The 11938-nt window shown below is 50.0% G+C and carries 9 protein-coding genes; 5 read left to right on the forward strand and 4 right to left on the reverse strand.

What is annotated here, in order from left to right:
* Positions 1-168 precede the first annotated feature (168 nt).
* Positions 169-516: an ArsR/SmtB family transcription factor gene (locus tag B036_RS0120440; protein ID WP_020570598.1), complete on the forward strand. Its 348-nt coding sequence runs from the start codon at positions 169-171 to the stop codon at positions 514-516.
* Between the two features lie 14 nt (positions 517-530).
* On the opposite strand, the gene B036_RS30310 is transcribed toward B036_RS0120440, so the two are convergent.
* The 3 genes from B036_RS30310 to B036_RS0120455 form a co-directional block, all read right to left on the reverse strand.
* On the reverse strand, positions 531-1169 hold the full coding sequence (locus tag B036_RS30310) for a lipoprotein signal peptidase (RefSeq protein WP_020570599.1): 639 nt from the start codon (positions 1167-1169) through the stop codon (positions 531-533).
* A 114-nt stretch (positions 1170-1283) separates the two neighbouring features.
* A complete protein-coding gene (locus tag B036_RS0120450; protein WP_020570600.1) occupies positions 1284-1652 on the reverse strand; it encodes a TraR/DksA family transcriptional regulator in 369 nt (122 codons plus the stop codon).
* A gap of 271 nt (positions 1653-1923) precedes the next feature.
* The gene (locus B036_RS0120455) at positions 1924-2823 is read right to left on the reverse strand and encodes a hypothetical protein (protein ID WP_020570601.1); all 900 of its coding nucleotides are present in this window, start codon (positions 2821-2823) and stop codon (positions 1924-1926) included.
* Positions 2824-3025: 202 nt separating this feature from the next.
* Between B036_RS0120455 and B036_RS0120460 the strand changes: the two genes are divergently transcribed.
* The 3 genes from B036_RS0120460 to B036_RS0120470 all read left to right on the forward strand — a co-directional run bounded on the left by B036_RS0120460 (position 3026) and on the right by B036_RS0120470 (position 10678).
* Complete coding sequence (locus tag B036_RS0120460; RefSeq protein WP_020570602.1) at positions 3026-3490, forward strand: SRPBCC family protein; 465 nt, start codon at positions 3026-3028, stop codon at positions 3488-3490.
* A gap of 188 nt (positions 3491-3678) precedes the next feature.
* Positions 3679-5628: an OmpA family protein gene (locus B036_RS0120465; RefSeq protein WP_083926271.1), complete on the forward strand. Its 1950-nt coding sequence runs from the start codon at positions 3679-3681 to the stop codon at positions 5626-5628.
* A gap of 181 nt (positions 5629-5809) precedes the next feature.
* A complete protein-coding gene (locus B036_RS0120470) occupies positions 5810-10678 on the forward strand; it encodes a T9SS type B sorting domain-containing protein (protein ID WP_020570604.1) in 4869 nt (1622 codons plus the stop codon).
* Positions 10679-10773: 95 nt separating this feature from the next.
* Here B036_RS0120470 and B036_RS0120475 read toward each other — a convergent pair whose 3' ends face one another.
* Complete coding sequence (locus B036_RS0120475; RefSeq protein ID WP_020570605.1) at positions 10774-11133, reverse strand: nuclear transport factor 2 family protein; 360 nt, start codon at positions 11131-11133, stop codon at positions 10774-10776.
* A gap of 253 nt (positions 11134-11386) precedes the next feature.
* On the opposite strand from B036_RS0120475, the gene B036_RS0120480 reads away from it, so the two are divergent.
* A complete protein-coding gene (locus B036_RS0120480; protein ID WP_026232175.1) occupies positions 11387-11818 on the forward strand; it encodes an energy transducer TonB in 432 nt (143 codons plus the stop codon).
* Positions 11819-11938 lie beyond the last annotated feature (120 nt).

Below are 11938 nucleotides of genomic sequence, written 5' to 3' on the forward strand. Positions count from 1 at the left end.
TTGCTCAATTATTTATACGATCTTTGTCCTGAACAAAGGTGTAAAGGCATCCTTGTGCATTATCATCCCTAATTTTACTTGCTGGCAAGGCTTCGAATATCCCATACTCTTAAACCTAAACACTACACTACTTCGCCTGCCCCAGCACAATACTCGCAAGCAAACGAGATGGAGCTTTTTACAACCCCACCAATTCAGGAAAAGGAGTTGACCCGATCCACTGAGATTTTACGTGCCCTGGCTCATCCCTTACGGATGCGGATTCTTGAATTTATTGACCAGAACGAAATGATCAATGTCAATAAGATCTACAGTTCACTACGATTGGAACAATCAATCACTTCCCAACACTTGCGCATTTTGCGACAGGCTGGGTTGGTTGAGACTGAACGTAGAGGGAAATTTATCCATTACCGCCTCAAGTATGGCAAATTGAAACATACAATGGCTGCTATCCTTGCCTACGAAAAAGCCATTCAGCCACAACAGAAGGCTGGCGGTGCCGCCAACGGCTAACTACGATCGTTTCCTTATTCCTCTTCGGTAGCATGTTTTTTCTTCCTCAGGATATTCGTAAAGTAGAAATACAGTAGTAGTACGACTCCTGCTGAAATTGCGACGTCGGCAATGTTAAATACCGGGCGAAAAAACAAGTAAGCGTTTCCGCCAACGGCTGGTATCCAATCGGGGTAGGTCCCATAGAACAGTGGGAAATAAAGCATGTCTACCACCCTTCCGTAAAGAAGAGGAGCGTAACCACCTTCAGCGGGAAACAGCGTCGCAATGCCTCCGTGAAAGGAGGATTCCGAAAAGATGTACCCATAAAATACACTATCGATAATATTGCCAAGCGCACCTGCCTGGATCAGTGAAAAACCAAGCAGCAAAGTTCTTTCCGCTTTCTCACGTATCAATCTAAACAGATAGACAAATAGAAAGCTGACGGCGGTAATTCTGAATAACGTAAGAAATAGTTTACCGTATTTAGCTCCCAGGCTCAGTCCAAAGGCCATGCCATTGTTCTCCACAAAATGAATGAGCGCTCCATCCCAGCCGAAAAGCTGAAATTCTTCTCCATAGGCCATGTGGGTCTTTACCCAGATTTTGAGGCATTGGTCAAGTAACAGTACCAGAAAAAGCGTTAGTGAAACAAGTAGCTTACGATTCATGAGGTAAAGGAAACAAATATCTGGGAGGCCATGGCCATTGACGCAACGAAAGCGGCCCTTCCTCCATAAGAAGAAAGGGCCGAAAGATTGCATAATCGACTTGTTGGTATTCGTTTAGCGGTTCTGCTTGGCGTGAATGCTCAACGTAGTGTGAGGCACGATGCGAAGCCGCTCTTTCGAGATGAGCTTGCCCGATGATCGGCAAATACCGTAAACTTTATTATCAATACGCAGCAGCGCATTATCCAGATGTTGTACCAACTTGCGCTGGCGGTTAGCCAAATTGTGAGTGTCTTCATTAGCCATGGAGGTAGTCCCATCGTCAAGGCCACGAACTTTACCGTCTTCGCTATTTGTACGTTCGGCCAACTGGTCGAGGTAAAAGTCAAGTTGTTGCTTGGCAATAGACAGTTTTTCTTTAATAAGAATACGAAATTCTTCTAAGTCAGCGTCGCTATAACGCGTCTGTTCCGTTGTTTGCATGTAGATATATTGCGCTTCTTGAATAATACTGTGTGCTTTGTAAATACTACGCTGGATCCTGATTTACGGATTCAGGCAATAACATATCACACCGGCTGAATGTAGAATCCGGATAGTGAATGCGCTGCAAAGATAACAAAGCCTTAAATCTATTACGGTTATTTCTTCTTGCTATTTTCAACAATGAAGAAGATTCTCAACGCGGTTCTCGAACACGCCAAATTTAATTCCGACTGGCGGTGGAGGTTTTTTTCAGGCTTTTTGTCACCTGTTATTCCACGATAAGGGGTAAAGTACACCACGCACGATTTCGCTTAAGCCAATTCGCTCGGCTACACTTTTCACGAATGATGAAAGTGCGCTCTAACGTAAATGTACGTTCAGTAAAAATCTGATTATCAGTGTATTCTACTTCAAATATTTCATTGCTTGAACGTAGTTCCTGTTGATCAAAAACAGTCGACCTGTCACCATCCTGATCGAAAACCGGCCAGGTGCCAGGGGCGTCAGAAGGAAAGAACACACGCTGGATGTTACCCTCGATGATGGGGACGAATTTTTGTTCAATGGTTGCCGCCTGAGGGCGTACAATTACGGCATTAAAATTTGAGTGGAAAACCAGTTTGCTCCAGTAATATACCGCCGTTCCTGCCGGAATCTGTAGAGAGAAAACATCTCCACGCTGTAGAAATGGGCTGTAGTAAAGGCCATCAGACCGGACCTGATAATCCGTTTCATTGTCGTTGATGGAGACGGAAACCGTTGCCTGGTTAACCAGAGGCGTTGGCTGTAAGCAGAAGGAAAGATAACCGGCAGCAGGAATTTCAATCGACCAGTTTTCGGTGTGTTCCCTCCCTTCCGCAAAGATGATACTAGGAACATCTCCCTTATCGTGGTTCATTCGGGTGGCAGCCAGGGATACAATAGCCTTGTCCTCCACGACCCTGCGCCAACGTTTAGGGGCAAAGTATCCACTCCAGGCTCCTGCATTACAACCGAGATCAAAATAGAGGTAGTCCTCACTAACGGGGTCTTCCTGCCAGGTTTCAAAAAAATCAATGGCCGCAATATCCGATGAATCGTCTTGCCCAATAAGGTCTGTGCCCGCCCAAGAGAGCAACAAGGTAACGGCTATTAACCGTTCGCCAAACCAAATAAGACGTTGTTTCATAGTATCTGCCAGAGCTTTGGCTTAAATGTTTCTTAGGGAAAGTTGAATATGGGTGCTACAAATATACGGGTTGTGCAGCCAACTAAGGAAACGGTCGGTTTCAATTATTAAACGGTGTTTTCTCGCGAACGCTGCCCGGGGAAGAATTTTAGGTGAACCCTTTTGCCCAAACGCCGCTTATAAAGGCCACAAATAGCTGATTATGACGCCACGCCGCCTGGAGTTTACAACCGTTGTCCCTCGCCCAATAGCCGAAACATGGGACTTTTTTAGCCGTCCGGAAAATCTGGAGAAACTGACCCCTCCCGACGTTTCTTTCGATATCCGATCGCCAGTTGCTGGCGTAGAAATGTACGAGGGTATGATCATTCAATATCGCGTTAGCCCGTTTTCAGGCTTTAGCACTGATTGGGTGACGGAGATCACACAAATAAAGCACCACGAGCATTTTATAGATGACCAACGTGTTGGCCCATTTGCGCTCTGGCACCACCAGCATCGGTTTAAAGACTTGGGAGATGGCCGTACCGAGATGACCGATGTACTGCATTACCAGGTGCCATTTGGACCACTAGGTACTTTCGTTGACTGGGTATTCGTAAATGCGCAGGTAAAAGGGATTTTTACCGCACGTGAGGATGCAATACGACGACTTTTTCCTGTCTGACCTGAATCAGGGAGGGTAGTAGCAGGATAAGGCGCGGCCGCAGGTGCAGAGTTAGGAACTAGGAAGCTGAGAACTGGTGATTAGCGTCTAGCTCCCTGGCTTCCTGTTCCGAAGCCTGCACCTGCGGCCGCGCCCCCTTATGTTCAGCCTTGCGGGAAGTGCTTACCTTTACGAGCCGATTTTCTGACATGACAACAAAAACGCTCCCGACGCTCCTTATTCTGTTGTGGTCACTTTGCGCTCAGGCTCAGGGTACCTTGATGACTTCAGTGGTAAACGGAGACATCGAAATTGAGAACTGTGCCCGGATCAATGACCGGGAAACCCAATTCGGTCCCGCTATTTACGGCGAAGAACTCGTTTTTCTTACCCGCCCCAAGCGTGGTAATGTCGACCCCATTACCCGCCAAACCTACTACAAGCTTTTTCGCTCGCCCATTTCCCGGGACGGGCTTCCCGGAAATCCGCGACCCTTTTCCGTTGAGCTGAATTCGAATTACAACGAAGGACCAGTTTCTTTTACGCAGGAAGACCGCGTGATTTTTCTCACCCGAACCCAACAGCGGGACGGTACGACCGTGGAGGATATAAACGGAAAAGTGAACCTGGGAATTTATTCCGCCTACCGGGCCGAATACGACTGGGCAGGTATTCGTCCACTCCCTTTCAACGGTAAGAATTTCAGTAATCAACACCCCTCGGTGACCAAAGATGGCCGCCGGGTATTCTTCGCCAGCAACCGGGAAGGAGGTTACGGGGGGTATGATATTTACTTCAGTGACTATTGGGAAGGCCGCTGGAGTAGGGCCATTAACTTAGGTCCAGAAATTAACACTGAAGGCAACGAAGCATTCCCTTACATTCACCCCAGTGGCCGGTTGTTTTTTGCCAGCGACGGCCATGGCGGACAAGGCGGCTACGACTTGTTTATGATGAACCTCAGCGGCCGACGCTGGGGAGACCTGATCAACCTGCCTTCCCCCGTAAATTCGCCGGGAGACGATATCGGGATTACCCTGACGAACGATGGCAATCGAGCGTACCTGGTCAGTAACCGTGCCGCCGGTAAAGGACAAGACGATATCTACCTGCTGCGCCTGAAACGAGGACTGACATCCCTGCGCGGCCCCGAAATCGACGGGGAGACCTTTACGTTGTATGACGGAGCTACGAGCCGACGGGTGAGCAATGCCCTGGTCTGGTTTACCGAGGTGGATCCCGCCGGTCGCCTACCCGCAAGTTTCTATTCTTTTAAGCTGGAAGAAAGGAACGGTGAAAAACAGATCGTGCCGGCGACCTTACCGGTGGGTAAGCTGCCATCAACTGCCTTGCGGACGGACCGGGAGGGTAGTCTGCGCCTCGAATTAACGGCAGGAAAGACCTACGAACTATGGGTGCATAAGAACGGGTACGCACCCGAATACCTTCGTTTCGTTTATACCAGGGACGGCCCCAGCCGTCCATTGGCCGTTACCCTCAGGCCAAATAATTGTCGCCTGGTTTCTGGGCGGATCACTGACAGGAATGGTGGAGGTGTTGAAGCGGTGCCGGTTCAGTTCAGGCCGGAAGGATGCAATAGTGGAACGGTGTCAACCATAACGGACATGGCTGGATATTATGAAATCTGCCTGTCACCTGATTGCGGATTCCTGATCGCTGCGGGCCGGCCAGGGTATGAGACGGCTGTAGTTCGGTTGCCAGTAGATCAACTCACAGGAGTTGAACATCCGGTGTTTGATGTAAGCCTCAAGCCCGAGGGAAACATAAGCCGCCACGGGGTGAACTCAGTGGATGCACTCCTGCCTCTTCCCGGGTTAAATTTTTTCGACGCTACAGCGATCCTGCAAGAGGAGTTGTCGGGCGATATTGACTTATTGCAGCGCCTGTTGGAAGACCGGCCGGATATTCAGTTGATGTTAATTGCGCACACTGATGGCCCCAAAACGCCTGAATTGTTGGTCAGACTAGGAGAACAACGGGCGGAGGCTGTTCGGCAGGCGTTGCTCCGGCGTGGTGTAAGAGGGAGTCGTATTCGTACGGTTTCGTACGGTAATGCGTACCGCTTGCGTCCGTGTACCAATTGCGGTCCTGCCGATTTTGCGGTCAATAACCGGCTGGAAGCAAGGGTCATAAAATAGTTAAGAGTATCCCAAACAAGTGCTTACCTAATATTTAACATCCATCCTTTGCACTTTCTGCCCTACCACCTACGTTGGTAAGGCTGTACCTTTGCGGTCTTTATCCGACAAACGTCGAACAAAACCGTTGGTTTTGTGTCTCCCTGCCTCCTTGAGGCGCTATGAATTGAATTTGCCCTGTATGCAACACGGTTCCTCGCTCCGTTCCTTTTTCCTGCTCACTATTCTCTGTTTGTTGTTAGCACCTTCTGGTCTGCTGGCTCAACGACCCGTATCGGTAAAACTCCCTAAAGGAGAGCCGGTTGGCCAGTCGTCGGGTCAGAAGATGGAGTGTAATGATGCTGGAGAGATTAACCGATTTTCAGGGTTTAACATGGAAAGCACCAGCTTTGGTGATAACCTGATGACCACCGACGTCCGCCCCTATGGGAGCCGGCCGGATACCATTTTCCTCTGTGCAGATGATGAGTTCAACGTAAACCTGGTAGTTGGTTCAACGGATATTTCAGGCGACCCTGACCTGGCTACCCAGGCAGGTGTGGGCTACGCTTTTTACCGCTGTGCGCCTACCGTTACGGGCCCGACATTGGCTCAAATTGCAGCTGATCCTTGTGTGGCCGACAACGGCCTGCCGCCGTTTGACTCACTTGCCATTGCCATTCCCGTAAACTACGCTACAGGAGATTACACGCTGACGCTGATTAATGATCTTCAGAATGGATTCACTTATCCCGGACTTTTTCCGGTCGGTGGAGAACCGACCCCTGTTGTACTGACGCTGGCTCCGATCACTTTCGATGATGCGGACCTGACGGTTGGTGAAGCAATTTATGAAGGTAGCCCCATCGGCTCCTGTGTGGATGTTTCTACTACCCAGACTTTTACGGTAGCCTTCCTCAACCCGATCAACCTTGCCAACCTGAATACTAACCCCTCCGGGTGTGAAGGCCTCTTCGATGTACGTGGTGGTACTCCTGAACTGCGGGGAGGTACTGGCTATGACATCGTGATCGAGAACATTGCTACCGGTGCCCGGGCTGCAATCCTCACGGCACCTGAAGATATCATTCACAACGGAATCGTCGAATACGAAGTGCCAACGGCCGGTACTTACCGAATCACCATTGAGGATGGCAATAGCTGTAGCCTCGGCCGCGGTGCCGGCGTTACCGTTGTTCATCCCGACGGATGTTCTCAACCACTGGTGCTTAACTTACCCCTCGGCGGTGGTATACCGGGGCAGAGCATCTGCCTGCCGGTTACGGTTGAAAACTTCACCGACATCCTGAGCTTTCAACTGGAAGTAGGCTTCGATCCCGCCGTACTCCAGTTCGACAGCCTCACGGCTTTTAACTCCAGCTTGCCAATTAACCCTCAATATAACGGACCACCAAACAGCGGAGGTACCCTCCCCGAAGGACAGGTTCGCATACTCTATGACGGAAGTTTCAGTGGACCTACATCAATACCTGACGGCGAGGTCCTCATGAATATGTGCTTTACAATCATCGGAAACATCGGAGACGATAGCCCGCTGATGGAAGATGGCGTAATTACTGAATACACCAGACCAGGTGCTGACAATGGAGAGATCATCGTTAACCCTGGATCCATCGTAGTGACCGACAAAGCCTTCCTGGTTGAGCTGACCAGAGAGAACGAAAACTGTGAAGGATTTGACGATGGCCGAATTACGGCTACCGCCAATGGTGCCCAAGATCCTTACATTTTTTCCATTCGCCGAATTCTACCATCACCTGAAGCGGTATTCCGGGATGCAGCCACTCGTGTTGGGAACCCTGCGTCTGCTACTTTCAACGGGTTAGAAGACGCAGAGTATGCCGTGCGAGTAGAAGCCGCTAATGGCGATGTGGTTATCGACACCATTGAAGTTGAAGCTGGGCTAGACATAAGGGTTAACATTATTCCTGAGATGCAACCTAGCTGCAACGGTTTTGCCGATGGTTCTGTCAGGGCGGTAGTTACTGAAAGCGGGGTAGAAGTGGTTAACCCATTAGCAGCCGGTTATACTTTTGCTTGGCAGGATAGCGCGGAAACAGGAGATGTCCGTACCGGATTAACCTCCGGTCCTCAATATCAGGTCACCGTTACTGCTCCCAATGGCTTGTGTACCAGTTTTGATATTGGAAACCTGAGCCAGCCCGCAGCTGTCCGCGTTCGCCCGGATAACCCCGTTGACGCGGTCAGCAATGCTACTTGTACCGGGGTCCCTGATGGCAGTATCACTATTACCGCTGATGGAGGTACCGGCCCCTATGACTTCATCTGGCCGGGCACCCTGATGACCGACTTTGACGTAAATGCTTCCGACCGGATGAATCTCCTCCCCGATGAATACGAAGTCATTGTTGAGGACAGCCGCGGTTGCCGGGATACCTCAAATTTTGTGGTCGACGCACAAAAGGTTTTGGGCATCGTCTCCGAAATTGACTCCGTCACTTGTTTTGGTGATGCTGACGGAGCCATCCGGGTAAACGGAACCGCCAGAGGAGCTGCACCGGTAGGAAATTATGAGGTGAGCCTGGAAAATCTGACCCTGATGACACCTCCGGGCCCGTTCCAGGAAATAACCAATAATACCGTTCCTTTCGAGTTCAATAACCTGGGCCCCGCCAGGTACGTAGTTACTTTACGTGACATGGACCCCGCTGGCTGTGAAACTACCGACACCTTCACCATCTTTGAACCGCCTCTGTTAGAGATCGACAATAATCCAACGGTAAGGAATGAAACCTGTACCGTCGGAAACGACGGTAGCATTATGGTGTCAGTAGGTGGTGGCACTATGCCCTACATCTACCGGTGGGTAAACGATAGCCTGGATACTCCGATGGATACCATCACCCCCGGTAACTCCCTTACTGCCTTGAGCGCAGATACCAATTATGTCCTCATCGTAACTGATGACAACGGCTGTATGGATTCACTCCGCTTCCGGATCAATGCTCCGGAAGGAGCCTTGATCAGCATGATTGATACCAGTTTTATTTCCTGTCCCGGAGACAATGATGGTCAGCTGACCGTGGTAGCCATGCCTCCTGCGGGAGAAACAATTACTGGAATTAACTGGTACAGATTGAACCCGAACGGAAGTCTAGGAGCTCAGGTAGCGACTGGACCAACTACGCAGAATAACCTCTCCGTAGGAGATTATGCGGTGGAAGTCATTACTTCCAATTCCTGTAACATCTTCGCCCAGGCTGCAGTAGTTAGCCCAGGTGAGGTCTTTCTACAGGATTTTGTCGCAAATGATCCACAATGCCCCGGTGACGCGAACGGCAGTATCTTCATTAACCCCGGAGGAGGAACGCCTAATGCAGATGGTACCTACAACTACGTATGGTCAACCGACCCGTTTGCAGCACCGACCCAAAACCCGGCGTTCACGAACCTGCGGGCAGGCAGCTATACCGTAACCATCACCGATGGAAACGGCTGTTTACCTCCCTTTGACACGACCTTTATACTAACCGATCCGCCGGCAATCTCCGGTACCTGGATGACCGTTCCGGTTAGCTGCCCGGACGATATGGTGGCGGACGGACAAGCAACCTTCAGCGCAAACTACGCTGATGGCTCCGCTGGCTCCTTTAACTTTACCTGGACTGGCAGTAACAATAATACAATGAACGCTAGCCAGAGTACCGAAGGAGGACTGGCCCGCGGTCCGGTAACCGTGCGCGTTTCAGATGGCATTTGTTTGGCATCCTTTACCGATACTATCGATAGCCCGGAGGAATTTGAGGTGGATATTGTGACGGATGCCGTAAGCTGTAATGGCCTGGCAGATGGTGCCGCAGCAGTCGTTATCAGTGGTGGTACTCCTGGTTACGATTATGCCTGGTCGGTTTCCGCTGACATGGACAGCACCGTTATGGGCATTGCCGCTGGAATAAATTATACTGTTGACATCACCGATGCACGAGGGTGCTCCCCCGGTACACAGACTTTCGTGATTATGGAGCCTGATCCGCTGACACTTTCCATTGACCCAGTTCAAACGACAGAAACCGTCCGTTGTGCCGGCGATGCGAATGGCCGGGTAAGCGTATTCATCAGTAGCGTCAACAATAATGCACTGGCACCCAATCCATTCTCATGGTCGGGTAACGTTGCAGGCGCTAATGACATGTTAGCCACGGACCTCTCGCCTGGAACTTACTCCGTAACCGTTACCGACGTAGAAGGCTGTCAGGACAGTGTGCGGTATACCATTGGCGAGCCCGAGGCCATTGTCTTTAGTGTGCTGCCAATTGAAGAACCAATGTGTTTTGGTGAGACGACCCCGGTATTGATCGACACGGCTTTCGGTGGTACTTCTAACGGCATCGGAGATTTTACCTTCTCGGTAAATAATGATGGCTTCCGGATTCCGGTTGGCCAGACGGGCACGGCCTTTGCCGGAGAAGTGGTGGTTACTGTCTTCGACAGTGTAGGCTGTTCTGCAGCCCAAACCTTCAGCGTTAATCAACCTCCGCAAATTCTCATTGATCTTCCGGAAGAGATTACCATTGAACTGGGTGATAGCCTAACGCGCCTTAATCCACTCGTCAGTCCGGCTGGTGATGTCTACGAATATCTTTGGACTCCAGCTGACTTTCTCAGCGCAGATACGGTACGTAACCCCCTGATTTTCCCCTTTGAAAGTCTTGATTACGTATTCCAGGTGACCAATGCTAATGGCTGTCAGGCCTTCGCCGATATTTTTGTTGAGGTCGACGCCAACCGCAATGTCTACATTCCAAATGTATTCAGCCCGAACCGGGACGGCCGTAACGAAGACTTCCGAATCTTTGCCTGCCAGGGCGTGCGCAGCGTCAACACCGTTCAGGTCTTTGACCGCTGGGGCGGCCTGGTCTACACCAACGACAACCTGGAGCCTAATTGTCTTGATGGCATTCAACTCTGGGATGGAACCGGCCAAAACGGAAAACCGGTGAACCCCGCCGTCTTTGTGTATGTGATAGAAGTCGAATTCCTCGATAACGCCAAACTGCTTTACCGTGGAGACATTACGGTACTTAGGTAACCGATAAACTGGACTCATTTTGGCGAACAGAAAACGGCCCGGACAACATCGAGTGTCCGGGCCGCTTTTCGTAGTGTGTCCCGTAAACCGGAGAATTACATAGCGTAGACGAAGTGTTCGCTCACGATCTTACCATCCTTAACAACGTAGGCACAAATCTCATGCGATTTGGCCCTGTCCTTGCCTTTTTCTTGCATGTCGATCATCATGCCCACGGCAAAAGTATTGCCCTCGATGATAGGATCTGATATCGAAAAACCATAGAAAGCTTCAGTTTTTTCCGCAAAGCCTTTGGATTTGGCCAAAAGGGCTTCAACGCCTTTTGTGTGATTGTCGGGGAAACCGGGCATCTCGTAAGCATCGGCATCAGCGGCGAATAATTCGTGGTAGCACTGGTCGAATTCTCCGGTGCGGCATAGCTCGACCAGACGATCGGCAATTTGTTGTACAGTCATTGGTGGTTGTTTTGACAAAAATAGGGGGCGGCTGAATTCGTTGCAAATTAATGTTTGTTTTTTTGAAAAAAACACAAATATTGAATTATGCCCGGCCTTAAGACCTTAGCACCTCTCTACACATCACTTTGGGAGCTATGTTGATGGTTCAACCTTTGATAATGATGGTTCATAGGAGTATTGATTGTGGACGGTCTTATCTGCCTGGTTCTTTACAGTGTATCCAATCACAGAAGACTCAATAACCACCAGGATGAAACTTATACTCTCCATTAGTGCACTTCTATTCTTTTCTGCTTCAGTTATCGGTCAGCGTGAAATGGCACTGGCGGATGTTGCTCCACTGCAGGAAAGAACGGATATGGCATCCGATGCGCAGGAGATTGCCTGGGTAGCACCTGCCTTTCCAGGAGGACAGGCGAAGTTGATGAAACTTATTTCTGACGGACTTACCTATCCTGAGTTAGCATGGGAAAACAGCATTGAAGGGACCGTAGTATTACGCCTTACTATTGCAGCTGATGGAGCCATCAGTAATGTAGATGTTTTGCGATCGCTGGGGTTCGGCTGCGATGAAGCCGTATTAGAACAGGTCGGTAAGTTACCGCCCTTTAAGCCGGGGCTCATTTACGGCCAAGGAACGGAAAGCACCTTTGATGTTCCCGTCTGGTTTAGGTTGAGATGATATCAAGCCTGCGTGTTTTGAACGCCTGTTTAGCATATTTGGCGCGGCCGCAGGTGCAAGAAAAAGGTAAAAGGAACAAGGGAGTCAAGGCTATGTCCTGTTCATTAAGCAGCACCTTAA

This window comes from Neolewinella persica DSM 23188 (genome assembly GCF_000373105.1).
GTDB classification, from domain to species: domain Bacteria; phylum Bacteroidota; class Bacteroidia; order Chitinophagales; family Saprospiraceae; genus Neolewinella; species Neolewinella persica.

Excerpts from the sequence above, each read along its gene's own strand:
- B036_RS0120460 (WP_020570602.1), top strand. The coding sequence starts at position 3,026 with ATGACGCCACGCCGCCTGGAGTTTACAACCGTTGTCCCTCGCCCAATA.
- B036_RS0120465 (WP_083926271.1), top strand. The coding sequence starts at position 3,679 with ATGACAACAAAAACGCTCCCGACGCTCCTTATTCTGTTGTGGTCACTT.
- B036_RS0120450 (WP_020570600.1), bottom strand. The coding sequence starts at position 1,652 with ATGCAAACAACGGAACAGACGCGTTATAGCGACGCTGACTTAGAAGAA.
- B036_RS0120440 (WP_020570598.1), top strand. The coding sequence starts at position 169 with ATGGAGCTTTTTACAACCCCACCAATTCAGGAAAAGGAGTTGACCCGA.
- B036_RS0120475 (WP_020570605.1), bottom strand. The coding sequence starts at position 11,133 with ATGACTGTACAACAAATTGCCGATCGTCTGGTCGAGCTATGCCGCACC.
- B036_RS0120470 (WP_020570604.1), top strand. The coding sequence starts at position 5,810 with ATGCAACACGGTTCCTCGCTCCGTTCCTTTTTCCTGCTCACTATTCTC.
- B036_RS0120455 (WP_020570601.1), bottom strand. The coding sequence starts at position 2,823 with ATGAAACAACGTCTTATTTGGTTTGGCGAACGGTTAATAGCCGTTACC.
- B036_RS30310 (WP_020570599.1), bottom strand. The coding sequence starts at position 1,169 with ATGAATCGTAAGCTACTTGTTTCACTAACGCTTTTTCTGGTACTGTTA.
- B036_RS0120480 (WP_026232175.1), top strand. The coding sequence starts at position 11,387 with ATGAAACTTATACTCTCCATTAGTGCACTTCTATTCTTTTCTGCTTCA.